This window comes from Dyella sp. AtDHG13 (genome assembly GCF_003201105.1).
GTDB classification, from domain to species: Bacteria; Pseudomonadota; Gammaproteobacteria; order Xanthomonadales; family Rhodanobacteraceae; genus Dyella; species Dyella jiangningensis_B.
In genome coordinates, this window is record NZ_QICJ01000002.1 from 625422 (window position 1) to 649639 (window position 24218).

At 62.9% G+C, this 24218-nt stretch carries 29 protein-coding genes and 1 tRNA gene; 13 read left to right on the forward strand and 17 right to left on the reverse strand.

What is annotated here, in order from left to right; translation table 11 throughout:
• Window positions 1–18 precede the first annotated feature (18 nt).
• The 8 genes from ccmE (at window position 19) to BDW41_RS05795 (ending at window position 6337) form a co-directional block, all read left to right on the forward strand.
• Window positions 19–486, forward strand: coding sequence for a cytochrome c maturation protein CcmE (ccmE, locus tag BDW41_RS05760; protein WP_199535279.1), 468 nt, complete (start codon window positions 19–21; stop codon window positions 484–486).
• Window positions 483–2456, forward strand: a complete 1974-nt coding sequence (locus tag BDW41_RS05765) for a heme lyase CcmF/NrfE family subunit (RefSeq protein WP_074550821.1) — start codon at window positions 483–485, stop codon at window positions 2454–2456. The genes ccmE and BDW41_RS05765 overlap by 4 nt, the downstream gene beginning before the upstream one ends.
• Window positions 2453–2995: a DsbE family thiol:disulfide interchange protein gene (locus tag BDW41_RS05770; protein ID WP_074550820.1), complete on the forward strand. Its 543-nt coding sequence runs from the start codon at window positions 2453–2455 to the stop codon at window positions 2993–2995. Before BDW41_RS05765 ends, BDW41_RS05770 begins: the two co-directional genes overlap by 4 nt.
• On the forward strand, window positions 2992–3435 hold the full coding sequence (locus BDW41_RS05775) for a cytochrome c-type biogenesis protein (protein WP_074550818.1): 444 nt from the start codon (window positions 2992–2994) through the stop codon (window positions 3433–3435). Before BDW41_RS05770 ends, BDW41_RS05775 begins: the two co-directional genes overlap by 4 nt.
• Complete coding sequence (locus tag BDW41_RS05780; RefSeq protein ID WP_074550816.1) at window positions 3432–4475, forward strand: tetratricopeptide repeat protein; 1044 nt, start codon at window positions 3432–3434, stop codon at window positions 4473–4475. Before BDW41_RS05775 ends, BDW41_RS05780 begins: the two co-directional genes overlap by 4 nt.
• Window positions 4475–5578, forward strand: coding sequence for a homoserine O-acetyltransferase (locus BDW41_RS05785; RefSeq protein ID WP_074550814.1), 1104 nt, complete (start codon window positions 4475–4477; stop codon window positions 5576–5578). Before BDW41_RS05780 ends, BDW41_RS05785 begins: the two co-directional genes overlap by 1 nt.
• A gap of 68 nt (window positions 5579–5646) precedes the next feature.
• Window positions 5647–6225, forward strand: a complete 579-nt coding sequence (locus tag BDW41_RS05790; RefSeq protein WP_074550813.1) for a cysteine dioxygenase family protein — start codon at window positions 5647–5649, stop codon at window positions 6223–6225.
• 26 nt (window positions 6226–6251) lie between these two features.
• Window positions 6252–6337 (forward strand) — tRNA-Leu (locus BDW41_RS05795).
• On the opposite strand, the gene BDW41_RS22955 is transcribed toward BDW41_RS05795, so the two are convergent.
• Together BDW41_RS22955 and BDW41_RS05805 are read right to left on the reverse strand one after the other, a co-directional pair.
• A complete protein-coding gene (locus BDW41_RS22955) occupies window positions 6326–7096 on the reverse strand; it encodes a hypothetical protein (protein ID WP_146217311.1) in 771 nt (256 codons plus the stop codon). The genes BDW41_RS05795 and BDW41_RS22955 overlap by 12 nt on opposite strands.
• Before the next feature lie 83 nt (window positions 7097–7179).
• A complete protein-coding gene (locus BDW41_RS05805; protein WP_074550809.1) occupies window positions 7180–8124 on the reverse strand; it encodes a DUF4344 domain-containing metallopeptidase in 945 nt (314 codons plus the stop codon).
• Between the two features lie 428 nt (window positions 8125–8552).
• On the opposite strand from BDW41_RS05805, the gene BDW41_RS05810 reads away from it, so the two are divergent.
• Window positions 8553–8954: a DUF2628 domain-containing protein gene (locus tag BDW41_RS05810; RefSeq protein ID WP_074550807.1), complete on the forward strand. Its 402-nt coding sequence runs from the start codon at window positions 8553–8555 to the stop codon at window positions 8952–8954.
• 728 nt (window positions 8955–9682) lie between these two features.
• Here BDW41_RS05810 and BDW41_RS05815 read toward each other — a convergent pair.
• The 5 genes from BDW41_RS05815 to BDW41_RS05835 form a co-directional block, all read right to left on the reverse strand.
• Entirely contained in the window at window positions 9683–10396 is a 714-nt protein-coding gene (locus tag BDW41_RS05815) for a DUF2968 domain-containing protein (protein WP_074550804.1), read from the reverse strand.
• Window positions 10397–10774: 378 nt separating this feature from the next.
• A complete protein-coding gene (locus tag BDW41_RS05820; RefSeq protein ID WP_074550802.1) occupies window positions 10775–11035 on the reverse strand; it encodes a hypothetical protein in 261 nt (86 codons plus the stop codon).
• 18 nt (window positions 11036–11053) lie between these two features.
• A complete protein-coding gene (locus tag BDW41_RS05825; protein ID WP_074550798.1) occupies window positions 11054–11572 on the reverse strand; it encodes a 2'-5' RNA ligase family protein in 519 nt (172 codons plus the stop codon).
• 104 nt (window positions 11573–11676) lie between these two features.
• A complete protein-coding gene (locus BDW41_RS05830) occupies window positions 11677–11997 on the reverse strand; it encodes a hypothetical protein (RefSeq protein WP_074550795.1) in 321 nt (106 codons plus the stop codon).
• A gap of 314 nt (window positions 11998–12311) precedes the next feature.
• Window positions 12312–13808 carry a DcaP family trimeric outer membrane transporter gene (locus BDW41_RS05835; protein ID WP_233496779.1) on the reverse strand — a complete coding sequence of 499 codons (1497 nt, stop codon included), beginning with the start codon at window positions 13806–13808 and terminating at the stop codon, window positions 12312–12314.
• A gap of 463 nt (window positions 13809–14271) precedes the next feature.
• Here BDW41_RS05835 and BDW41_RS05840 point away from each other — a divergent pair, with 463 nt between their 5' ends.
• A complete protein-coding gene (locus BDW41_RS05840) occupies window positions 14272–14913 on the forward strand; it encodes a response regulator (protein WP_074550789.1) in 642 nt (213 codons plus the stop codon).
• A gap of 23 nt (window positions 14914–14936) precedes the next feature.
• Here BDW41_RS05840 and BDW41_RS05845 read toward each other — a convergent pair whose 3' ends face one another.
• The gene (locus BDW41_RS05845) at window positions 14937–15539 is read right to left on the reverse strand and encodes a hypothetical protein (RefSeq protein ID WP_074550786.1); all 603 of its coding nucleotides are present in this window, start codon (window positions 15537–15539) and stop codon (window positions 14937–14939) included.
• 389 nt (window positions 15540–15928) lie between these two features.
• Here BDW41_RS05845 and BDW41_RS22960 point away from each other — a divergent pair, with 389 nt between their 5' ends.
• Both BDW41_RS22960 and BDW41_RS05855 read left to right on the forward strand, forming a co-directional pair.
• Window positions 15929–16144: a hypothetical protein gene (locus tag BDW41_RS22960; protein ID WP_146217312.1), complete on the forward strand. Its 216-nt coding sequence runs from the start codon at window positions 15929–15931 to the stop codon at window positions 16142–16144.
• Between the two features lie 102 nt (window positions 16145–16246).
• Entirely contained in the window at window positions 16247–16549 is a 303-nt protein-coding gene (locus tag BDW41_RS05855; protein ID WP_074550780.1) for a hypothetical protein, read from the forward strand.
• 471 nt (window positions 16550–17020) lie between these two features.
• Here the strand turns inward: BDW41_RS05855 and BDW41_RS05860 are convergent, their stop codons facing one another.
• The 6 genes from BDW41_RS05860 to BDW41_RS05880 form a co-directional block, all read right to left on the reverse strand.
• On the reverse strand, window positions 17021–17314 hold the full coding sequence (locus BDW41_RS05860; RefSeq protein ID WP_074550776.1) for a hypothetical protein: 294 nt from the start codon (window positions 17312–17314) through the stop codon (window positions 17021–17023).
• Window positions 17315–17324: 10 nt separating this feature from the next.
• The gene (locus BDW41_RS05865; protein ID WP_146217313.1) at window positions 17325–18740 is read right to left on the reverse strand and encodes an acyltransferase; all 1416 of its coding nucleotides are present in this window, start codon (window positions 18738–18740) and stop codon (window positions 17325–17327) included.
• A 54-nt stretch (window positions 18741–18794) separates the two neighbouring features.
• The gene (locus tag BDW41_RS22965; protein WP_074550769.1) at window positions 18795–19709 is read right to left on the reverse strand and encodes a hypothetical protein; all 915 of its coding nucleotides are present in this window, start codon (window positions 19707–19709) and stop codon (window positions 18795–18797) included.
• Window positions 19710–19773: 64 nt separating this feature from the next.
• A complete protein-coding gene (locus BDW41_RS05870; protein ID WP_074550767.1) occupies window positions 19774–20436 on the reverse strand; it encodes a DUF2612 domain-containing protein in 663 nt (220 codons plus the stop codon).
• Complete coding sequence (locus tag BDW41_RS05875; RefSeq protein WP_074550765.1) at window positions 20436–21614, reverse strand: hypothetical protein; 1179 nt, start codon at window positions 21612–21614, stop codon at window positions 20436–20438. Before BDW41_RS05875 ends, BDW41_RS05870 begins: the two co-directional genes overlap by 1 nt.
• The gene (locus BDW41_RS05880; protein WP_074551090.1) at window positions 21611–21964 is read right to left on the reverse strand and encodes a hypothetical protein; all 354 of its coding nucleotides are present in this window, start codon (window positions 21962–21964) and stop codon (window positions 21611–21613) included. Before BDW41_RS05880 ends, BDW41_RS05875 begins: the two co-directional genes overlap by 4 nt.
• Window positions 21965–22056: 92 nt before the next feature.
• On the opposite strand from BDW41_RS05880, the gene BDW41_RS22970 reads away from it, so the two are divergent.
• Window positions 22057–22377 (forward strand): hypothetical protein, encoded by a 321-nt coding sequence (locus tag BDW41_RS22970; protein WP_146217314.1) that lies wholly within the window; start codon window positions 22057–22059, stop codon window positions 22375–22377.
• Here the strand turns inward: BDW41_RS22970 and BDW41_RS05885 are convergent.
• The 3 genes from BDW41_RS05885 to BDW41_RS05895 are packed head-to-tail and all read right to left on the reverse strand — an operon-like array spanning window position 22358 to window position 24217.
• A complete protein-coding gene (locus BDW41_RS05885) occupies window positions 22358–22996 on the reverse strand; it encodes a Gp138 family membrane-puncturing spike protein (protein ID WP_074550763.1) in 639 nt (212 codons plus the stop codon). The genes BDW41_RS22970 and BDW41_RS05885 overlap by 20 nt on opposite strands.
• Window positions 22989–23912, reverse strand: coding sequence for a hypothetical protein (locus BDW41_RS05890; RefSeq protein WP_074550761.1), 924 nt, complete (start codon window positions 23910–23912; stop codon window positions 22989–22991). Before BDW41_RS05890 ends, BDW41_RS05885 begins: the two co-directional genes overlap by 8 nt.
• A complete protein-coding gene (locus BDW41_RS05895; RefSeq protein WP_074550758.1) occupies window positions 23909–24217 on the reverse strand; it encodes a hypothetical protein in 309 nt (102 codons plus the stop codon). Before BDW41_RS05895 ends, BDW41_RS05890 begins: the two co-directional genes overlap by 4 nt.
• Window position 24218: the final 1 nt, after the last annotated feature.

Genomic DNA, 24218 nt, shown 5'->3' on the forward strand with positions numbered 1-24218 from the left:
GCACCTACGCGAATGAGCATGAACCCTACACGCAAGCGCCGGCTCACCATCGTCCTGCTCATCGTCGCCGCGGCGGCCGTGGCCGTGGGCCTGATCGTGTTCGCCCTGCAGCAGAACATGAACTACCTGTTCACGCCGAGCCAGGTGCAGACGGGGCAAGCGAACGGCTACAAGACCTTCCGCCTCGGCGGCATGGTGAAGGCCGGCTCTATCCAGCGCAGCAACGATTCGCTCAAGGTCACCTTCACCGTGGTCGATGCCAGCGGCTCGATGCCGGTGGAATACAACGGCATCCTGCCGGACCTGTTTCGTGACAACCAATCCGTGATCGCCACCGGCCACATGGACAACGCCCGCTTCATGGCCACCGAAGTGCTGGCCAAGCATGACGAAACCTACATGCCCAAGGAGCTGAAGGACGCCATGGCCAAGGCCCACGAGGGCAAGCACGTGAACGAGGAAGCCGGACAGGACAAGCCGCAATGACGCCCGAACTCGGTCAACTCGCGCTGATCCTCGCGCTGCTGCTCGCCTTCGCGCAGGGTGTGCTGCCGCTGATCGGTGCCTGGCGCGGCAACCGCGCGCTGATGGCCATCGCGCGGCCCGCCGCGGCGGGGCAGGCCGTGTTCGTCACGCTGGCTTTCGTGCTGCTGGTGTTGGCCTTCCTGTCGTTCGACTTCTCCGTGCAGTACGTCGCCGACAACTCCAACCTGGCGCTGCCCTGGTACTACCGCATCGCCGCCGTGTGGGGCGCGCACGAGGGTTCGCTGCTGCTGTGGATCTTCATCCTCAACCTGTGGACGCTCGCGCTCGCCACGCTCAGCCGCAACCTGCCCGAGGTATTCGTGGCGCGCGTGCTCGGCGTGCTCGGCCTGGTCGCCGTGGGCTTTCTCGCCTTCATCATCTTCACCTCCAACCCGTTCGCACGCCTGCTGCCGATGCCGCCGGATGGCGGCGACCTGAACCCGGTATTGCAGGACCCGGGCATGACCTTCCACCCGCCGGTGCTCTACATGGGCTACGTCGGCTTCTCGGTGGCGTTCGCCTTCTCCATCGCGGCCTTGCTCGGCGGCGAACTGGAGCAGGCGTGGGTGCGCTGGGCGCGTCCGTGGACCAATGTGGCCTGGGGTTTTCTTTCCGCCGGCATCGTCGCGGGCAGTTGGTGGGCCTATGCGGAACTCGGCTGGGGCGGCTGGTGGTTCTGGGATCCAGTGGAAAACGCCAGCTTCATGCCGTGGCTGGTCGGTGCGGCGCTAATCCACGCGCAGGCAGTGACGGAGAAACGCGGCGGCCTGCGCGCGTGGACCATCCTGCTGTCCATCTTCGCGTTCTCGCTGTCGCTGCTCGGCACCTTCCTGGTGCGCTCGGGCGTGCTCACCTCGGTGCATGCGTTCGCCTCCGATCCGCGCCGCGGCCTGTTCATCCTGTGCTTCCTCGCCGTGGTGGTCGGCGGCTCGCTGCTGCTGTACGCCATGCGCGCACCGAAGGTGGCGGGCGGCAAACCCTTCAGCGTGGTCTCGCGTGAAACCGCCATCCTGATCGGCAACCTGATGCTTACCGTGGCGGCGGCCATGGTGCTGCTGGGCACGCTGTTTCCGCTGCTGGGCGATGCGCTGAACCTGGGCAAGATTTCGGTGGGGCCGCCCTACTTCGGTTTCCTGTTCACCCTGCTGATGATTCCGGTGGTGCTGCTGCTGCCGTTCGGCCCGTACCTGCGCTGGGGCAAGAGCGACGTGCCGGTGCTGAAGAAGGTGCTGTGGCGCGCGGGCCTCGCGGCGGTTGCCTGCGCCATCGTCGCGGCCCTCGCCACCGGCGGCGAAGCCAAGGCCATCGCCGGCACCGCAGCGGCAGTGTGGTGCGGCTTCGGCACCCTGCTCTACGTGCTCAAGCGCTGGCGCGAGATGCCGGCGGGCCGTCGCTACCCGGCGGAGATGGCCGGCATGCTGCTCGCGCATTTCGGCGTGGGCGTGTTCCTTGCCGGCGTGCTGCTCACCAATGCGCTGAGCGTGGAACGCGACGTGCGCGTGGCGCCGAGCCAGACGGAAAGCATCGGCGGCTACCAGTTCCGCTTCGATGGCGTGCAGCACACGCGGGGCCCGAATTGGGAAGGCGACCAGGGCACCATCACCGTGCTGCGCAACGGCAGCGAAGTGGCCGTGATGCACCCGCAGAAGCGCACCTATTCGCGCGGCCAGGTGCAGACCGAGTCGGCCATCAACCCCGGCCTGTTCCGCGACCTGTACGTGGCGCTGGGCGAACCGATGGATCCCAAGCAGCCGGAAGGCGCCTGGGCGTTGCGCCTGTACGACAAGCCCTTCGTGCGCTGGATCTGGGCCGGCGGCCTGCTGATGATGCTGGGCGGTTTCTTCGCCGCCGCGGATCGCCGCTTCCGCACCAAGCGCATAGCGGAGACGGAAGCGGTGCCCGCTGCCGCCTTGCAGGAGTCGCGCGCATGAGCCGCTTGATTCCCTTCTTCGGCTTCCTGCTGCTGGTCGCGCTGTTTGGCTTCGGCATCTGGTGGAACACGCAGCACGATCAACGCGAAGTGCCTTCGCCCCTGATCAACAAGCCGGCGCCCGCCTTCGTGCTGCCCAAGCTGGACGACCCCGCGCAGACCGTGAGCCGCGATGCATTGCTCGGCAAGCCCTATCTCATCAACGTGTTCGCCAGCTGGTGCGTCGCCTGCGGCGAGGAGCATCCGGTGCTGATGGCCCAGGGCAAATCCATCGGCGTGCCCGTCATCGGCTACAACTACAAGGACGACGCCAGCGACGCGAAGAACTGGCTGGCGCAGCACGGCAACCCATACAACATGGTCATCGTGGATCGCGAGGGCCGCACTGCCATCGACTTCGGCGTGTACGGTGCGCCGGAGAGCTTCCTCGTCGATGGCAAGGGCATCATCCGCTACAAGCGCATCGGCCCGTTGACGCCCGAAGCCATCGAGAAGGAACTCAAACCCGCCATCGCCGCCCTGGCGAAGGAGTCGCCATGAGGCGCGTGCTCCTGCTGGTGTCGATGTGCCTGTTCGCCTGTATCGCCATCGCACAGGCCATCGACCCGCTGCCCTTCAAGGATCACGCGCAGGAAGTGCGCTTCCAGAACCTGACGCGTGAACTGCGCTGCCTGGTATGCCAGAACGAAAACCTGGCCGACTCCAACGCCGACCTTGCGCGCGACCTGCGGCACGAAGTGTTCAACCTGATGCAGCAGGGCAAGAGCGACGAGGAGATCAAGCAATACCTCGTCGACCGTTATTCCGATTTCGTGTTGTACGACCCGCCGGTGCAGGGCAGCACGCTGCTGTTGTGGTTCGGGCCGTTGGTGATCTTGCTGGCCGGTGCGGCGGTGGTCGTGGTCACGGTGCGCCGGCGCGCGCGCCCGGCCAACGCCGCCATGGACGACAGACCGGCCGATGAAGGGGACGACTGGTGAGGCTGGCTTTTTATCTGATCACCGCGTCGATGATCGTCGCGGCGCTGCTCCTCGTGTTGTGGCCGCTGGTGCGCCACGGACGCCAGCAGGGCCGCCCGCGCGGCGTGTTCGCGCTGGCCATGCTCGTGGCGTTCTGCCTGCCCGTCGCCGCCATCGGGCTTTACCTCGCCGTGGGTACGCCCGTGGCGCTGGATGGCGTGCCCAAGGCCGACGCCGGCATGAGCATCGACCAGGCCGTGGCTGAACTGAAAACCCATCTCACGCAGAAGCCGGACGACCTGCAAGGCTGGATGCTGCTGGGCCAGACCTACAGCGTGATGCACAAGGCCGCCGACGCACGCGACGCCTACGATCACGCGCTCAAGCTCGACCAGGACAACAGCGTCGCCATGGTCGGCTGGGCCGAGGCCGATTCGCTGCTGCGCGAAGACCACCGCATCGAAGGACGCGCGCAGGAACTGCTGGAGCGCGCGGTGAAGATCGACCCGCAAAGCCAGCGCGGACTGTGGCTGCTCGGCATCAGCCAGTTCCAGCACGACCAGTACGCGGAAGCGGCCGCCACCTGGCGCACGCTGCAACCGCAGCTCGATCCCGGCTCCAACGTGGCCAAGGCCGTGCAGGAGCAGATCGCCGTGGCCGAGGCCCGCGCCAACGGCGGCAAGACCGCGCCGGAAACGCCCACCGCGGAAGCCGCGCAGCCGTCGCTGCAGGTGCAGGTCGCGCTGTCGCCCTCGCTGAAGGACAAGCTCGCGCCGGGCGACACTTTGTTCGTCTACGCCCGCGCCGAACAGGGCCCGCCGATGCCGCTGGCCGTGGCGAAACTGGACGCCTCCGCCCTGCCCGCCACGGTCACCCTCAACGACGGGATGGGCATGACGCCGCAACTCAAACTATCCTCGGCGTCGCGCGTGTTCGTCGGCGCCCGCATCAGCAAGAGCGGCCAGGCCATCGCCCAGCCGGGCGACCTGGAAGGCGATGCCGGCGTGGTCGATGTGAACACGCACACGCCCATCCGCATCAGCATCGACAAGGTTCACTGATGACACACGACGCCCGCAGGTATTGCGCCCTGCCCTCGCCCTTCGCCATGAAGCGCGGCGGCGAGCTGCACCAAGCCCGCGTGGCGTACGAAACCTGGGGCACATTGAACGAGGCACGCGACAACGCCGTGCTGCTGCTCACCGGCCTCTCGCCCAGCGCGCATGCGGCATCCAACGCGGACGATCCCTCGCCGGGTTGGTGGGAGGCGATGATCGGCCCCGGCAAGGCCATCGACACCTCGCGCTGGTTCGTCATCTGCGTGAACTCGCTGGGCAGCGACAAAGGCTCGACCTGCGCCGCGTCGATCAACCCGGCCACCGGCGAGCCGTACCGGCTCGACTTTCCCGAACTCTCGCTGGAAGACGTGGCCAATGCCGCGCACGTCGCCGTGCGCAGCCTGGGCATCGAGCAACTGGCCTGCCTTATCGGCTGCTCCATGGGCGGCATGAGCGCGCTGGCCTACATGGTGCTGCACCCGGGCAGCGTGCGCGCGCACATCAGCGTAGATACCGCGCCGCAGGCGCAGCCGTTCGCCATCGCCATCCGCTCCCTGCAACGCGAAGCCATCCGCCTCGATCCGCACTGGAACCAGGGCCAGTACAGCGACACCGACTACCCCACCGACGGCATGAGCATCGCGCGCAAGCTCGGCGTGATCACCTATCGCTCCGCCATGGAATGGAACGGCCGCTTCGCGCGCATCCGCCTCGACCCGGAGCAACGCGACGACAACCCGTTCGGCCACGAATTCGAAGTGGAGTCGTACCTGGAAGGTCACGCCCAGCGTTTCGTGCACACCTTCGACCCCAACAGCTACCTCTATCTCTCGCGCGCCAGCGACTGGTTCGACATCAGCGAATACGGCAATGGCAGCGTGATGGAAGGCCTGAAGCGCATCCGCATCGAAAAGGCCATGGTGATCGGCGTGAGCACCGACATCCTGTTTCCGCTGGAACAGCAGGAGCAGATCGCCGACGGCCTGCGCGCCGCGGGCGCCGCCGTGGACTTCGTGGCGCTGGATTCCCCGCAGGGCCACGACGCCTTCCTGGTCGACATTCCCAACTACAGCCGCGCCATCGGCGGCTTTCTCGGCCGACTCTGAACGGCCCGACAGCACCCCGCGGCCGGCGCTGCTAAGATGGCCCGGCTGCACGACTTACCGAGAACGCCATGCTCACCCTGGATTTCCCCGGCTCCCGCCAACTGATCGACGCCATCGACCACGCCGTGTCGCAGGACAACACCCGCGCCGTCACCGACAGCCTGCGCAACAGCCTGTGCGCGCTTATCCGCGGCCAGCAAGTGAAGCTTCCCGACTGCGTGTTCGAAACGGCCGAGGGCCGCTACGCCCGCCGCGAGCTGTACCGCAGCGAAGAGCACGGCTACTGCGTGGTCGCCATGACCTGGGGCCCCGGCCAGGGCACCCCCATCCACGATCATTGCGGCATGTGGTGCGTGGAAGGCGTCTGGAGCGGCGCGCTGGAAGTGGTCCAGTACGAGCGCCTGGCCGACGAGAACGGCCACTACTGCTTCCAGCCCGTGGGCTCCATCCAGGCCGGCCCCGGCTCCGCCGGCAGCCTGATCCCGCCCCACGAATACCACACCATCCGCAACCCCAGCGACGACGCCGTCGCCGTGAGCCTGCACATCTACTCCGGCCCCATGACCCACTGCGCCGTGTTCCAGCCCCTGGGCCACAACCAGTACCAGCGCACCGACCGCCAACTGGGGCTCGACCCCGTCCACTGAACCCGGCATAATGTCCCGCTTGCAATGCCGGTGTGGCGGAATGGTAGACGCGGCGGACTCAAAATCCGCTTCTGGCGACAGAGTGTAGGTTCGAGTCCTATCACCGGTACCAGTCAAGGGTTTCAGGCACTACCACCGAGACCCACGAAGACACAGAAACCCGCTGAAAAGCGGGTTTTTGTTGCCCGACGTGTGCCACCCGGTTCGATCGGAACCCATGGAAGCCCGCACACTCTGTCCCGTTTCGTTGTCGGTTCACCGTAGGGCACTTGCAGACCGAAGCCGGGTTTCCGCGGCGATTCAGTGCGACGCCTCGGGCTCGGGTGCCCAGCAAGAACCGTCGCGGGGCGATGGTCCCTTGTTCTGGCCGGGCGTGGCGCATTTTTGCGATGACACCGTTGGAACTGCCGGGCGAGCCGCCGGCACCGTAGACGCGCTGGAGTGCCGGATCGGGGTGGGTGTCGTTGTTGTCCATGCGGCGGTTTTCGTTCGCAGTGAGGATGCCGTCGACGGCGCTGCACGCGGTGTTGTCCGGCGATGCGCTGGGACAGCGCGTGCTGTTGGGGCGAACCGCCGTGAACGAGCCCGGCACGGCCGTTGTCGTTGTATTGGTGGCCTTGTCGGTATCCGCCTTGTCGAAGACGGACTTCATCGACTGACTTACCGATTTGGGGACCTCCTTCGCCGACGCAGGCGGCGCCTGGTTCACGGGCGTCAGGAAGCCCTTCTTGTGGGGTTTCGGCGCATTCTTTGATGTGGATGCAGCGGCAGTGGTGGCGGGCGCGGCTGAGTCCGCGGTTTGAGCCAAGCCCAGCGTGCTCCATGCAAGGAGCAGCGGAAGCAGATAGCGCAATGTGCTGGATGATTTCATGATTACTCCTCCTCACCTCTGTTCGTTCAACGAACGCGTGCGTGGAAACGCACGTCGTGCCTCGCCTGATCAGGAAGCATCGATCAACGTAGGTATTGATCCACGTTCTTGTCCTGCGCCTGGCGGCCTTTGATGCCCTGCTCCAGCCACTCCTGGCGCGTGCTCTGATACTTCTTGGCCATATGCGGGCTCAGAAGCTCGTACCATGAAGTCATCACGCGCCTGGTGTAGGCAGGGCACGTGTCAGCCCTTTCCTTGGGAAGACCTTGTTCGGTCACAAGATCGAGAAAGCCGGACGGGTCACTGCCATAGACAATGCATAGCAGGTTGAAATAGCGCTGCTCGCCTATTTCATGCTCGTCTGCAAACTCCGATACATCATGCTTTCCGGCTTCGCCCGCCAGATAGACGCCGGCGTAATGCAGGCTGCTCTCCACGCCACCGCGCGATTCGCCCCAATCGAGGTATTGAAGAAGAAGCACGGCGGCGAATTCGTCGGCGGCGGTTTCCTCTCGCCCGGTGATGGGCAGTTGGAGCTGGTCGATCATGGCGTGACCCAGCTCGTGCAGAAGGATGAAACGCAGCGCACCGTAGACGTAGTCGCTGACGAACGCATCGTCGAGCTTCTGCTCCTTGGCGGTCTTCTTTGCCTTGCTGAGGATGTCGTCGACCAGTTCATAGCAAAGCACCACCTCGGCCTTGGGTGGCGAATAGAACGCATTGGCCTCCCCGCATTCCGCGGCGACGAAATGAATGGTCTGCGGCACGAGAAATGCGCGGTCCACCGCGTGGATTTCAGGCATGAGGGCGAAGACATTCTGCTTGCTCACCAAGTCGTACGTCGGCACGAGCTTGGGGCTGCGGGGCTTGACGTACTCATAAGTGAAGGCCGTGCCCGGAGGCGCGGGCACATCCGCCGCCTGCTCTGTCCGGTGCCATCCGAACCACAGGGCTATCAGCACGACCAACAGCAGCGCGGCGACGACAGCGGTGATGATCTTGTGATGTCGTTTCTTGCTTTCGTCCATGCGCCTTTCCTCGACAAGGGCAAGCCAAAACCGCTTGCCTGCGGATGTGCTGGACGAAAAGTGACTGCCGCGCGGCGGCTCGATATCGCACCCTTTATGCCGATCGGAAAAGGCGGCGCCTGCAACGCTTGCGTCACACCGATATTTCCCGGCGTTCGCCAGCAACGCCGACATCCTATGAAGCGGGCGCGAGCGGCTCCACCGGATGGGTCTGAATCCAAACGCCGTGCCCTTGGCAAGTCAGCCATACCAACTCGTATGTAAGCAATCTCCTACAACGATGTGAGTCGATCACCACGCGTCGTCAGGGAAGCGTCGACTAGTCCATTTGCGTCCATCCATCGATAGTGGCGCCCACTCGGACAATTCTTAAATTCGCGCCGGCCGGCTACGGCCCTCCCGACTTCCCTATCGACAGGACTTCACTCATGGATGCGACGAGCACGACCACCTATCCGCAGAAATGGCAGGAACGTTTCGCTTTCTTTGAACAGCATGGCGCGCCCAACAGCCCGGGCTTCAAGGAGGCGTTGAAGGGTCTGCCCAGCGGCCAGCGCCGGAAGATCACCTTCAACTGGCTGGCGTGGTTGTTCGGGCCGTTCTATTTCCTGGCGGTGGGCATGTGGCGCAGGGCGCTGGTGGCGTTTGGCATCGCCGTCGCGGTGGGCATCGTGGTGAGCCTGCTGCCCGACAGCGTGGGCAATATCCTTTCCCGCGGTGTGGGTTTTGGCCTGGCGTTCCTGTTTGGGCTGACCGCCAATTACTCCTACTTTCTGAAGGAGCGTCGCGGCGACAACGGCTGGAATCTGTTTGAAGGCATGCGCTGGTAAGCGCATCGCGCGTTCCCGGGCATCGGCGTCGGGTTACGCCCTGGCCGATGCGCGACATGGAAGATGGCGGCGAGCACAACCTGGACGTGCTCCATTTCCCTAGGAAAATGCCTGTTAACCGCATTCGATGTGACGCGTGCATGTCGAACAGGCGCCGCGCCGCGCACGCGCTCTTTTTTCGCGCAATTCGTTGGGCAAAACCCTGACAATGGATGGATTGAACGTTTGCTACTGTAGTGGCGTCGCTTGCGCTGTCTTTCTTGGGGCCATGCAAGCGGCCGCAGCGAGTGTGCTGTGAGTAGCGCGGGCCGCATGGGGTGGAGCCCATACGACCCACTGACCATCAACAACTAACCAGGAGTTGATCATGGCTACGCCTGATCATACGGCACGTTTGCGCCCGCCTTAGTCCCCCTTCGGCACGTCACCCGATATCCCGATCATTCAGCGGCCGCGAGGATACGGTCGAAGCTGCTTCGTGCGTCGTTGCGTCGACAAAGCGCAGGCGCTGCCATGTCTGGCGCGCGACGAATCTACCCACGGAGGCAAACACCAGGGTTTCGACGACATGCCGGGATGCCCGGTCACGGGCGAAGGGTGACTTCAACGTTCGATGATCCGCCCCTGTGGCGCATCGGCCCGCATGGCGATGCGCCACACCTCAGGATGGTGGCGGAAGATTGCCCAGGCCGCGCATTGCCAAGCCGGCGAGCAGCGTGATGCGTGGCTCAGCGCCGGCGGAACGCCGAACTGGTGCTGCGCGGACGCGGCAGTTGCGCGGCGCAGTTGGAGTAAAGCTGGCCGATCTGGCGAAGCGTGCGGTTGGCGTGCAGCTGCGCCTGCACGCGCGTGGCTTCCAGCTGCTTTATGTCGTTGCGCAGGCTGTTGTCGCGCTCCATCGCCCGCTGCTTCTGCACGGCGTTGCGCTGCATGTTCACGCGCAGGCGCTCCACCCTGGCCTCCGCCTCGGTGATGTGGCGCTTCAGCTGCACGTTCCGGGCTTCCAGCTGCACGCGCCGCACTTCGGCACGCGCGCGGCTGTTGACCTGCAGGACGAATTCCTCGAAGGCCTTTTCGGCCAGTTCGAACTCCGTCGACTTGACCGCGCGCCACACCAGCTCGTCCATGTAGAGCGCGGCGTAGAAGGTGAGATCGGGGGCGTGGAAATACAGCCTGGCGCCGTGGCCGAAGCTGTACAGCTCCCGCACTACCGCAAGGGCGGATTCCCGCTCCAGCCATTCGACCTCTTCCACGTCGGCCACTTCGACGCGCTCGCCGTCGGCATAGGGCCTGCGCCACGCCACGGAGGCCTGGCTGAGGTTGGCGATGTCTTCTTCGAGCAGGTCGGGCGCTTCGTCGACATGGGTGTCCGCGGCGACCACGCTGTCTCCATCGGCGCACAGCACGACGGAAAACTCCCGCAATGATGGATTCTCGGTCATGACGTTCTCCCGCAACTCAGCGAGTCTCTGCACAAACACCAGTGATGCGACGAAGAAGGACTTTGTCCGACTCGCCTCCTACAGCGATGAGGCGAAACAGCGGCCCCACGCCGAAACGCCGGCCAAGTAAAGAGGCATGACTGCCAACCGGAAGGTGTCTCATGACCTGAGGTTTTCGGGCGGCAACGATCATCAACGCAGCTAGGGTAAATAGTAGAGAGCCACGAACACGTGAAAACAGGGGACGTTTCTCAAATGGCGCGCACCCGGGAAAACCAGTGGTTTTCCGACGTGTCGCGTAGTTCTACCACTCGATGTCACGATGTTTTACCGCTCGCGATGTCGTAGCTCTTCGCTCTCGACGACATCGCCGCTGCGTCATCGCGCCTTCTTCTTGGTGGCGGCTTTTCGCGCACTGCCCTGCCGCATCGTTCTGGCGCCGAGCGGCACGCTGTCCGCCGGGAGCGCCTGCAAGGCCGCGGCGCGCACGCCACGCAGAAAAGTCACGCCTGCGACGAACTTGGCTTTCGCACCGTCCGGGTCGGAGGGCGCCACGTCAACGTAGTTGTCGAACAAGGCCTGCAGGCGCTGCGCGTAGGCGTTCTGGATGATGTCGGCATCGCTGGTGGGGCTGGCCATGGAAACTCCTTGTCGTGATCAGTACAGGAACGGAAAGCTCGCCAGCTCCCGCCATCGGCGGTTTTCGCTCACCAGCAGCGTCATGGTTTCGCACCACGCGTATATCGGCCCGTGATCCGCGATGCGCGCTTCGAGCTCGTTGATCAGCACCGCCTGCTCCTGCCGAACCTGCCGTGCCACGGAAAGATGGGGCACGTATTCGGGGAAGGCACCGCCGCCCTTGGGATGATCGGGAAAGGCACGCTCCAGCGCCGAGGCGATCTGCGCAATGGAGCGTGCAGGCTCGGGGGCCAGCCACACCACGGAGGGAAACGTGCGAACCTCTTCCAGGCGAAACATCGGCGCGGGCAGGTCGGCGGCCACCTCGCGCACGCGCGCCAGCAGGCCGGGGGTCAGCAGTTCGCTGTCGATAAAGGGGTAGATCAGCGTGATGTGCGCGCCGAGCCCGCGGCGGGCGGCGGGGTCGTACTGCTCGCGGAAGCTGCCGACGACCGGCTCCGCTTCCGGCACCAGCAGCGCTAGCAGGGTGCGCGCCATCGTCGGCCCTACGCCTTCCACATTCCCGGCACGTGGCCGTGGATGCTCATTATGGGTCAAGACGCCCGGCACCAGCCCGGGCGTCCACCGCTATGCCACCGGGTTCAGCACCGGCCGCCGGCGAAGGTTCGCCGGGGTGCATAGGTTTCGACGGCTGGCACGGCCTCCCAGGGCATGGGCTCCAGGCCGTCGTCGCCCTGCAGCAGGCGGGCAAAGGCCACGCCTTCTTCCTCGGCAGCTGCCACGGCCAGCGCCGGCGTGGCGAAGGTCATCGACGTCTCGCCACCGGTCAGGAACTGCCAATCGGTGCGGTTCATGGCCGGGGAGCGGTAGAGCGTCCATGTGCCGACCCAGAACGTCTTGCCGTCGCGCACGACGTCAAAGGCGTCGCCCTGAATCACATAGATTCCGACGAGTACTGCCATGAGGAACTCCTTTTCGTCCGCTCCGCCATGGGGAAGGCACCGGCCGTGGGGATAACCGGTGGCATGACGTGCCGGGGATGCTTGCCGCGAGCTTACATAGGGTTCCGCCAGCGCTCGCATGGCAAAGGTCACGGCCCTAAACGCATGAATTTGCGACGCTTCCGCGGTGCAGCATCGGCACCTGACCAGACAGGAACGGCGGGAATGGCGGGATCGGTGCAACGGCGGCGGAGGCGGAATCACCCGGCATGCGGCAGGCCAGCAAAGAGCTGATGCTCCCGCATCTAGCCGCGGGCACCGCTGCCGGGCGCGCGTCAGGGGTTGAGGTCGTAGCGCAGGGTGGTCTGCACGCGCTGCCCCTGCCCTCGCAGGTCTTCCAGCGAAATGTTCTGGCCCCACAGGTATTCGATGCCGAGCATGGCGCGCTGGCTGAACTGCCAGGCCAGGTTGAGCGAGGCGAACTTGGTGCTCTTGGGCAGGTCCTGGTCGATCAGCATGTCCGTCGAGGGGCTGATACGCAGGTAGCCGTAGGACGCGCTGGAACTGAGGTTGTCCGTCCAGCCGTGCGTGTAGCCCAGGCCCCAGCCGCGCGCGCGTATGGCGCGCAGCACGCCGCTGCGGGTGAACGCGGCATCCAGCCCCAGGCCGGAGATGTCCTGCAGGAAATTGGCATAGCCATGGCCACTGCTGAACCAGCCTTGGGCGCTGTCCCGCTCGAACAGCTTGGTGCTGCCGGTCAATTGCGTGGCGAACGCGCTGGTGCGCTGCGTCTGACCCGTGGTGGCGTCCTGCATGCCCAGGTCGCGGAACAGGTTGGCCCACTGGATATGCCAGAGCGGTGTTTCCCAGCGCAAGCCGAGGGTGAAGTCGGCCAGGCGCGAGTACGGCGTGTAGTTTCCGATCCTGGTGATGTCGGCGTTCGGCTTTTCCATCGACAGCGGCAAGGTCAGCTTACTGTCGCCCGAGCGATAGAGCACCGGCGAGAAGCGGATTTGCGGCCCGTATTTGAAGGTGAACGAGTTGGGACCTTCGTAATCGAGCGTGTTGGGGAACACGTCGATGTCGGTGAATGCCGAGCTGTTGTAGCCCGCAAGCAGCGTGTAGTACGGGTTGTCCAGCTCGCCGTAGAAGAACTGCAGGTTGTAGGGCATGTCGCCCGAGCCGCTGCCGAAGAAGTTGTTCTTGTAGACAACCTTGAGCGTGCCGTAGTCGGTATCGCGGCGGAAATCCATGCGGAACAGGCTTTGCCGCGCGCTGAGATTGGTGCGCCATCCGCTGTCGTAGAACGGCTGCCCGCGCACCGGAATGGACGAAGGCACGAACAGATCGGCCGAGCCCAGGTATTTGCTGTCGATCATGGTGTCGAGCTGCGCGACCAGATCGAGCTTGAGCAGGTTGCCGGTGTCGCCCAGGCGCACGTAGCCCTCCGGCAGCGGCTCGGCCACGCCGGCCAGCGCGGAAGGCGGCCGATAGGGCGGCGGTGTCGATGGCGCCGGGGCGGATGCCGCGGCTACGACGGGCGTCGCGAGCGCCTGCGGCTTCGCGGTCGTGGACGGTGTCGCTGCCGGCGCCTGCGATACCTTGTCCTGCGCGGATTCCTTGGCCTCTAGTTCGTCCAGCCGCTGCTGCATCTTCTGCATGGCCTGTTGCTGCGCTTCCATCTGCTGGCGCATCTGGGCGATCTGCGCCTTCAGGTCGTCCGAGGAGGCTGCGGACTGCGCAAGCAACGTGGGTGCGAACGACGCGGCGAGCATGGTGCAGAGAAGGCGTCCCCGGATCGGTGATATCGCTTGGCGAGGCCATGGCCGCATGAGAACACTCCTGTTCGAATGCCAAGGGAACACCTGGAAACCCCGTGCGCGCGTCCGTGCCCGGCGCCGGGCGCGAGACATGAGGGAAAGTCGCGGAACACGATTGCGGATCACGGAGCCGGGAATCACTCCATAGGCCCCTGCGCAACCGACACGCAACCGCCAGATGCGGCCGCCACCCTCGTTCGATTAGAGCCGAGAAAGGGTGCAAGGCCTGTGAATCGGCGTCTAAGTAAAATTTCGCAATGACGAAAGGGTGTTCTGCGGATTTAAAATGGGCGCGTTGCGACCTGCTTGCCATCCGCTTGTCGGTAACCGGGCAGACTCCAATGATGTCTTGCCACGCCAGTTTCATGAGCGCTGTATGAAGACTACAAGCACTTTGTAAGGACAACCTTACAAGGTATTGCAAGTCGAACAGCTACCCTATGTTGGCTATACGGACATTCGGGACGGGCAAACTGTGGGCCTACGCATCATCCTCGCTGACGACCATCCCATTTTTCGCAGCGGCGTGCGCGCGCTGCTGGAGAACGGCAGCAACGCTCACGTCGTCGCCGAAGTCGGCTCGCCCTTCGAGCTGATCGACGCCGTGGAAAAACAACCCTGCGATCTTCTGATTTCCGACTTCAGCATGCCGGGCGGCCAGCTTGCCGATGGCTTGCAGATGTTAGGAATGATCCGACGCCGTCGACCCGACTTGCCCATCGTCGTGTTGACCATGGTGAACAACGGCGGCGTGCTCAAAGCCATCCTCGCCACCGGCGTGCGCGGGCTGATGAGCAAGACGGATGCGCTATCGGAACTCACGCTGGCCGTGCAGGCCGTGTCGCATGGGCGATCGTTCCTCAGCACCAGCATCACCCACCTGATCGACGAGGGTGGCCCCGGCGGACACGCGGACGATCGCCCTGCCCTGTCCAAGCGCGAAACCGAAGTGCTGCGGCTGTTCGCGTCGGGCTTCACCGTCACCGAAATCGCCGGGCAGCTCAACCGCAGCGTCAAGACCATCAGCCGGCAGAAGATGGACGCTATGAACAAGTTGGGGCTGAAGAACGATCTGGACGTGTACGCCTACGCGCGCGAGCACGGCATCCTCGCCTGAGGCCATCCGCGGCCAGGCCGCGGTCATGGCAGGTTGAGGACTTCCACACCCTTGTCGCTGAAGAACGCCAGGCCATCGCCCAGCATGGCGTTGCCCTGCACGATGGCCATGCTGTGCGGCGAGGCATCGGCGATGCGCGCCACATAAGCCGGCGTGAAGATCCGCTTCCATTGGGCGGCCAGCTGCTTCGCGTCGCGGATCCGCTCGTGCCTTTCCGCTCCGTGATTCACGCGCAGCGGAAAATGCACGTAGCGCGCGGCCGATGCGCTGTCGCCCTTGGCCACGGCGGCGCAAAAGCCCTTGGTTCGCGCCTCGAAGGCTTCGTCCGTTTCATCGGTGATGGATTGATACCAATGCCCTTCCGGCGCGGCCGCGAACAGGCCGCCGCCCTGCAGCTTCACCGGCAGGGTGATCTTGCCGTTGCTCCAGTTGCCCTCCAGGCCCACGCTGTTGTCGAAATCCAGCGGCTTGCCATCCTCGCTGCCGTTGCCCACGAAGTGCAGCGTCATCGTGGCGCCCTGCTCGTGCAGGACGAACGTGCCATCGCGCCGTTCGCCCGTCAGCGGAATGTCAGCGAGGTAGCGGAAGTAGTAGTAACGGCTCGGTTCCGGTTGCTGGCCGGCCATGCGGAGGATCAGGCCAATGCGCTGCGGCCCCAGCGTGCCCGTGTACTGCGCCTATTGAAGCGCGTCGGCGCACATGGCGCGCCAAGTCGCCAGCACGCACAGGCAGGCCAGGATCAGGCCCAGTGACATCCGGCGGGCGCGTATTCGCATGGCGGCATCCTTGGCTTCAGGGCTCGGCGGCGTTGGCACTAGCCTAGCCGGCCGCGCATGCCTGCTCCATATCGGATGCCAGCCGCGTCCGCCTTCCCCACACATGGCACGGTCCTTGATTGCCACCTGGCGAAGCATGGCGCCTCGAAGAACAAGAACAAGCATTCGATGGGACCCGCCCGCTGAGCCGTTCCACCATCAACCGCAAGACGTACCGCGAGCGTCAGGGGCGCTCACGCATGAACATGAACTTCAACGTCGTGGACGAGGCGCACCACGAACTTCAAGTGCTTTGCGAAGTCGACCAGCTGCCGGGACGGGTTGCATGGCGTGCCCAGATCTATGGCACTGTAGTGCCCCAGGAGGAGATCAGCGGCGAGGCGGTGGACCAGGACGCGGTTGCCGGACACGTACAGGCCGAGGTGCTCGACCGGGGCATTTTCGCCAAAAGCTGACCTACAGCGTCATGGCGCTGACGAGGAACGACATCCGCCGGTGGCACCTGGGAGAGCGTGCCGGCTGGCTTGAGCTGCCGCACGACCTGTATGAGCGTGGTAATGGCTTTTTCGACCGAACGTGTACTGCTGGCCTGGGTGGAAGACCTGGAGCAAGGGCTTGAAGACCTTGGACGCATCCACCAAAGGCAACGCCACGACGAGCTTCTGAAGGATCTGCTGCCCTCGGCCCAGGGCCTGCTGGCGCTGGCCCGGTCGGAACTGCGCCAGCTGGTGGGCACCGATGTTCCCCTGCTCGACAACGACATGGGCGACATCCGCACCGTCGACAACGTACGGCGGCTATGCAGCCGGCTGCGCCGGGTCTTCCGTACCGATGAAAGCGGTCGCGAATCGACCGACTGAACCACACCACGAAAAGCGCCGCTGGCGTGGCGAACATGCCAGCGCATTCCGCCATGGCGCACGCGTCTCGGGATGACGCAGCGCATCAAGTGCGCAAGTGGTTGAATTGGTGCCCCCGATACGAGACGAGAATGGCTCAACAGCGCCGTTTGAGGGCCTTCGTGGGGAATTTCTGTGCAGTCCCCGCGAATCCGGCGCTTTCCTTACTTCACCGAAAACCGGTCGTACCATAGTGGTGCTGGCGAAAGCTGGCTTTTCCCAAGACCGAGGATCTACGCAATGAAGATCAACCCGAAGACCATCTAGGCCTGGGCCGTTGCACTGTTCGCTGTCGAATAGGCGGCCGATGAAGGGCTCACTGTGCTACGTCACCTTTGGGAGGCGCTGAAGCCATTCCTCCACTGATGGGCCCGCACCACAGGGATGTGGTGCATTTCACTTCTTCTCGGGCAACTCGTGCTGGTAGTAGGCCTACCACCCCATCCTCCCGGGTTTCGGCTCCGCCGGCGGCACCTTTCGCCAGTGGTACTGCGCCCACCGCTCGACATGCGCCATGGCCTTCTCGCGGGTCCGGTAGGGCTGGGAATAGATCGGGATGACCTTGAGGCCCCTTCCCTTGGGCGTGAGGTTCACCTTCCAGGTGCCGTCGATCCGCATATTCACGGAGGCGAAGCAGACCGAGCCGGGCAGCGTGGCCAGCCAGTGGTCGAGCGGCTGACCGCTCATGAACACCTGTTCCCAGTGGACGCGCGGAGGTTCGGACATGACCGCCAGCCTACGCGGGCGGCGTCTCAGGGGGCGGGATCGGTGGCCGGGGTCGGGTCCGGACGAGAGAGGGGGCATGCCCATGCATGCCAGTGTCGTCAGTCCGCCTACCAAGCAAGCGGCGCCCCAAGGCGATGCCTGGCCGCTCGATGCCAAGATATGACAGCGACGCAATCACCACGAGCGCCATCGTCGTCACCGCGCCAAGACACCAATATCGGATAACCGAGCCAGCTGCCCACCCACCCAGAAGTGACGGGGCGAAGAAGCTGCACAGCACCACACCGTGCAACAAGTAGATGCTGTAGCTGGCGTGTCCAAGGCGCATGGCGCCAGTGCACCGCAACAACCCGAACAACGAAGTCCCTGAGGCAATGAGCAGAAAGAATAGGCCGAGCAGCAGTACGCCGACCCCGGAATAAGCAGTATCGCTCAAGCACACGGCAGCAATGACAAACCCTATAGCGATGATGGATCGCACGTAGCCATCTCCTCGCCACCTGGGAAAGGCACGAGCCATCCACGCCGTCAGCATCCCGCACAGAAAGAGCGAGATGAAATAACTCACCGGTCCACTCAGTCCAAGCTTTGTGCATAACGTGAGCGCGATAGCCACAGCGAGCACCGGCCCAGACCAACGTGTCCTGGCGAGGAATGCCGTGACCAGAAGGGACGCATAGAAGCCCCATTCGTACGTCAGAGTCCACGTCATGCCGACCAGCGGCATGGCGCGCGTATCGCCCAGCAGCGGAGGCGGCCCCGGATAGGCGCCGAAGGCCAACCACTTCAGCGCCCCGGCCCATGCCGAAGCGATCGCGCTGGCGAGTCCGCCGTCCGCGCGAGTCAACACGACGGTGATGTATATAGCCATCAGTGCCCAATAGAGCGGCACGATGCGGAAGAAACGGTGGACGTATAGATCAATCCAAGAGATTTTTCCCTTGCGATCGAGAAGCTTCCCCCAAAAAAGATAGCCAGTGATCATGAAGAACACCGACACACCGAAGCTTCCTAGATAGGCGTAGAAGTGCGATGGAGGAAGGGCCACGACGCCGGTTAGGACGGCGGCCCTTCGGATCGACATGTGATGCATGAACACAGCGAGGGCTAGAAAGGTCCTCAGCCCATCAAGGTTCACGTCTCGCCCTGAAGATGCTCCGGGCGCGGGATCAAGTGCACGAAAGGGCCGTGTCGACGCTACGCAGACAGCAAAAGCAACGAGGGCCAGCGAAGGCCATATGGCATAGAACCCATCCATAGACTCTCCCATCATTGGGGAACTATGGATCGGTTCGCGATACTCGTCAACCCGCCGACGGCGGCGTGAACTGCGTGCCGTTATAGGTGTAGCCGACTCCGACCGGGGATCCATCAGGCAACAGGATGGCCTCGGACCCGCTCGGGGGACTCCATTCGTTGCCACCATCCCAAAGGACCGTGTTCACCACTACCCCAGACTCAACGATGGCGTATGTTTCCATTATGCATACTCCCAGATGATGACCACGCCAGGACCGCCAGAACCTCCGGCCAAAGCGGAACCAGACGAATTATTAGCTGCACCGCCTCCTCCAGCTCCGTATGAAACGGCGGCGTTTCCTGCCGCACTACTGCCCACGATTCCCTTGCCTCCACCTCCAAACTGCGAGGCGCATCCAGATCCGGACACCATGGCATTCGTCGCCGCCCCAAACCCAAGGGACGCTGTATTGCTACTGCCATTGATGATGTTGCCACCACTCGCATTGTTCTGGGTGCCCGTCACTTGTCCAAACGATGGCGTTCCATTAGTGACTGCGATCTGTCCTACACCACCGAAGCCACCAGGACACGAAATGAGCGCACCAAACGACGATGTTCCACCTTGAGATCCGTTATTGGCTCCAGCAACACCGCCAGATCCAGCCGATCCTACGGTGATCGTAACGCCTGAGAATCCACTGGTTAGCAGAGACTTGGCGTAACACCCTGATGCGCCACCGCCTGAGGCCACGTACTGGCTCGAGCTTGTAGCCGGCGCCCCACCGCCGCCACCGCCGCCACCTTGTACCTCGACGATGATCGAGTTTGTTCCTGGGGTGGGCGTGTACGTCGTGCTCGACGTGAAGATGCGAGGAGGACCAAGCAGGCGCCCGCCCACAGCCTTCTTCAAGTTGGCCAGCAGCGTGGCCATCGTTCCGTCGTCGGTGGCGTTCTGTCCCGTGTTATCCACGATAAGCTGGGCAAGAACAGCAGCCATAATCGATGACTGCCGCCAGGCCTTATTGCATGCGGCGGATTGAGCCATGCCCGATGAGAAGCCGGCGCCAAGCGCTGCAAGGGCCAGCCAGTCGCTTTGACTGAGGACGTTGGCCCCTGCGCCGCCCGCAAATACCTGGAAATCGTTCGTTGCCATGCTGTTCTTTCTCCAAACAAAAAGGCCGCCCTAAGGCGGCTGCGCAAATGAATATGGGACTTAGCTAGAGTGGTTTTGCCCAGGACCCAGAATCGAACCCTGATACGTAAGGTCCGGTCATGTCGAAGCCGAAGATGGGAGAACCTGTGGAACTTGTGACTATGTATGAGTTCACCAGCACACCCTCAGGCTTAAGCGGTATGTATCCGCCCTTAAGCAGAGCAAGAAGGATGGCTGATGGAATCGTTCCGGACACGCCGATGGTCATCGTCATGTCCTGGTTGTCTTGGATGAAGACGTGTGTTCCGCTTTCGAATATCTGGTTGAGGATGGCCGCCGACGATCCCAGTGTTCCATCCCAATGGTTGGCACCGATCTTGGCTCGTATCAGGGTCCTATACGTGTCGTCATCCAGCAAGGTGACCTCCGTGGATGGATCAAACGGTCCCTGCCAGACCCCCTGGTCGAAGCCGACACCAGTGATATCAAACGAGAAGTAGACGCCCGTCAGTGGTGTATTCACGCGCCGGCTAACACCGACCCACAGGCCGATGATGTCAAGCTGATCGCCGACTGCTTGATCCAGGTCGAATGCCGGTATGAATCCACCTAGCGCGTTCTGCTGATCGACAAAGCACTGCGCCACAGCAGCGACCATGGCGCTGAATTTTGGCTTGTCCGCGTGCTCTGAAGTGATGAGCCCGGTGTACTGCGAGACGTCAGCCATCAGCTCACCGTGAGCGTCACCGCACTAGGCGTGCAGGTGGCGGCCTGGTTAAAGGCCAGGGGTACGTCAGGCGCCCCTGCCCCGCCAGGACCCGTAAGTGTCAGGCTGGTGATGCGGAAGGTATTGCTGTTCGGCACGGCCTTAGCTGCCGCAATAGCGCCATCCCATTCCACCGTGCCTGCAGTGCCGCCACCGATGGCCGTGGCATTCACGTAGGCGGAGACCGCCTGCTGAACTGCTTGACCCACAGTACTGCTATAGCCTGCCAAGGCCTTCATCGTTATGGAAACAGTGATCGCCTGATCCGTCGCCCGGAAGAAGTTGATAGTGATCGGTCGCCCATAGATGTCCGTCACAACGACCGGCGTAGTTCCATAGGTGCCCGCGCCTGGAGTCTTCTTTGTCGCGATGGCATTGGCTATGGCCGTCGCATCTCCGCCGTCGACAACCAACGACATCGAGTGCGAGGGAATGCCATTGCTATCGGTGGACGCCGTGTCGTTCTCGTAGGCCCTTACCCTGGCCACGCCAAGGATCGAAGACACAGCGCCAACAATGCCATCCATGACGGTCAAGGATGGAAGCGCGGTCGAGACCGTTTGTCGATATCGAAGATCGGCATCCGATTCGACCGGGGCACCAGGCACGGCGTCGTAAGGATTTGAGACGCTCTGCCAGCCAAGCGTAGGTGTCTTGATGATGGTCACCGTGCCGGCTGGTGCAGTGATAGCACCGGCCACTGAGCAGGTGGCTGTCACCGTAATTTGACCGCTTGGCGGAATGACAACGACAGCTGGAAGGATCCATTGATTGCTATTGGTATCCTGAGCGATGCCATTATTGATCGTTGACCCAGCCTGTCCTATTAACAGCAGATCGACTGTCGAGTAACTGAACAAGGCTCGCGCGATGCCATTGAGCTTCACGTTTTGGCTGAGCGCGGCCCCTTGAGCCGTGGCCGGACTCATGCTCTGGTAGATCTGGATGGCGGTAGCGTTGGCGTCGCTGATGGCTTGAGCCACGATGGCCAGAAACTGCCCATCCTGACTGTCAGGCTCCAGGTAGACATCGGCACCATAGATACCCTGGTATTGGGCCTGAAGGAAGGCTAGGACATCCGAATAGGCGGGGGCACTGATGCCGGTTGCCGAAAGGGTCGGCGCGGTCGTGGTGATCAAAGCGTGGTCTCCACCGTGGTCTGCCCGTAAATCGTCGATATCGCCGCACTCACGCTAAGCGCGCGCGTATTCGGATCGAGGTTGCTGCTGTAGGAATCCAGGGACAGGACCCCATCGGTTTGGGTGATCTGCTGCTTGATGGCGAAGTCGTAGAGCGAGGTCGTGTACTTGCCGAGGACCTTCGTGCGCCACGGCATGCCGGCGGTCGTATCCAGGAACCATTCACCGGCGAACAGCTCCAGGCGAGTTCTCACAGCCTGAGCCACAGCCTCCGGCTGGTCGCGATAGAAGTCCGACTGACCATGCCCAAAGGTGTAGTCACCGTTGGCATCAAGCTTTCGGTAGCGCACGGATGCCCCCAAAGAAAAGCCCGCCTTTCGGCGGGTTTGTATCACTGCAGATCAGGCCGGTCTTTGGCTAATCGCAAACATTGGTTGTATGTATGCAGGTCGAGTGTCTGCCGGAATCCGGTCTCGTAGTCGCAGCGTTCCCACACCATTTGGCTCACCGATGGGTCGACAAACAACTGGTGCCATGCCTTCCACTCGGCCTTCTGAAAGTCGATGCATCAGTCATAGAGGTGCGGCTTGCCTTCAGCCTTGGCGAGCGTCTCGCACTGACCCTTGATGCCCAGCCAAATGCCATGGAGCTGCGCGTCCGTGTATATGACGTGCTTCTCTTCGGCATGTACTGTTCGGAGGCAGAACGCCATGATGAAAAAGACCAGATATCGAAGTCGCATGTCAGTTCACCGGAGTTGTAACCGCTGTGGCGCCCTGTGCCGTGTGGGTATGGGATTCGTCGATGCGCTTGCCATTGGCCTTCACCTGGCCCGTGAACACCGTATTCCCGTTCACATTGAACCCGCCAGGAGCAACGATGTTCACCTTCTTGGTAACCGGGTCGAGTTCCACATAGGTAAACCCGTCGTCTGATCGAAGCTGCACGGTGGACGTGCTGATCGCTGAGAGCTTCTTCGACTGCGACATCGGGCCGATGTGGCACACCGCATCCGACAAATCGTGCCGTCGAGCATCGTTCGGTGGCTGTACCCCGCCAGACTGCTTCCACCCACCAATGGCGCGGCATGCAAACGATACCCAGCACTCATCGCCGGCGGAAATAGGAAACGTCAGCGTTCCGCCGCCGCCGCGAGGAAAAATCACTGGAACGCCAGAAAGTAGCGGGTAATTGACGCTTTTCGGGGTCTGATCAGGGCCTGAAATTTGCCCCTGAACGCCGAGCTGCACCGTCGCGGTGTTAGTCGTGGCGTCGTATGAAACGATGTATCCAGGGAGAGACGTCCACACTTGGGTGAGCAGGCCATCGATTGCGACGCGGAGCATTTCCTCCTCATCGCTCCAACGCTGGCGACTATCCATTCTCAGGCACCGCTTGAGTGAATCCAGAAGTGAGAGGGGCGGTTCCATCGACTGCGGCACACACGCAATCGGTGTACCAGGTGTTACCGCGCGAATCGCCAGCGTGAACGACCTGGAAGGTCCGGTAGAAGCCGTCCGCATCGAAACTGGGAACGACCTGCGGCAACTGGAACTTGCTGGTAAGCGTCAGTGACGCGACGTCGGCATTGTTCAACTGGATCTTGCTGCCAGCCTTGATGACCGGGTTCAACAGCATACGAACGACCAGACCGCCAATAGTCTGCTGGGGCGTTCCTACCATGCCAGACGAGGCGTTGATCTGTGGCACTGCCCCAGGCAAGTAACCTTTGATCGGAATGAAGTTGAGCTTCCCGTCCTCGATGCTCCAGGTGCAGCCCTGAGAATCCGCCAACGTACGCAGGACATCGCGTGTCTGCCCGTGGACTGTCTTGGCGTCAGGCGCGGGATGGTTCGAGAAGTCCGGCTTGAAACCGGCGGCGATGCCGTACTGCGAAAGGTCCTTGAGGCAGTGCTGATAGATGTCGTCCGCCGTATAGCCTTTGTCGATCGTCCAGCTTGAGGTGGCCCAGCCAAAGGCCTTGTCCCCGTCCTGCGCTTGGATATCGACGAAGGTGTCCGTCGCCGATTCCTTGCCTCGGCGGACCATGGTGATCTCGCCGCTGAATATCTGGGCGATGTTCCCCTCGTAGCCTGCACTGAGTTTTACGGAGGTGAACTCGTTCTGGATCAGCTTGGCCAGTTCGTCGGTGACGTTGAATACCCGCGCCTGCAGAGTCTTCAATGTCTGCACAGTCGCGTTCTTGACCTCGAACCTGACGTGCAGGTTCGAAAGGTCGTAGGCCTGCGCCTGGTTACCGACGATCAGCGATAGCGCGCGTAGGTACTGCTGCGTCACGGTGTCACCGCGTACAGATGGGACTGCGTGCCCAAGTTGTCGTAGGTCGGCACAGCATCAGGATCTCCATCGGTGGCGACCCACAGCTGAAAGCCGAATCCGACGTATCCGTACTGAGCAAGAAGATCGCAGCCGGTCACCAAGGGAATACCCTGGACGAGCGGGTTGCCGTTGGCGTCAGCAATATCCAGCACCCATTCGGACGCAGCATCACGCCAGATCAGCGTAAGCGTGTAAGTGACATTGGCGATAGTCGTCTGGAATGACTGCGCCTGCCCGGAGAGGGGGATCTCGTAAGTCGCCATC